A 277-nucleotide genomic window follows, 5' to 3' on the forward strand; every position below is an offset into this window, starting at 1 on the left:
TTGTATGGCTCATCATCTATTACATGATAGAGAGCTTAATTTATTACTTATCTTTTCGCGCAGGAATGGAAAGGTTTAAGTGTACTTGAGGTCGTCTATCCGCTTGACCATCTTTTTTAGAATCTTTATTTGCTGGTGCTGTATTTGAAGCTGTTTGTTGGTCTGGCTGTGAGCTACTATTCTGATGCTGAATATCTTGATGCTTGAGACGTTGCAATTGCTTGGTTAGCTGACGTTCACGTTGAGTCATGGTATCGACTGGCTGAATCCATAGATC

General features: G+C 40.1%; 1 pseudogene. It reads right to left on the reverse strand.

Features of this window, described 5'->3' with window-relative positions:
* Nucleotides 1–43 precede the first annotated feature (43 nt).
* Nucleotides 44–277: pseudogene (locus tag AAEY88_RS13345) on the reverse strand (hypothetical protein); the annotation flags it as partial.

It is taken from the genome of Psychrobacter sp. CAL346-MNA-CIBAN-0220, assembly GCF_040309805.1.
Lineage (GTDB): Bacteria > Pseudomonadota > Gammaproteobacteria > Pseudomonadales > Moraxellaceae > Psychrobacter.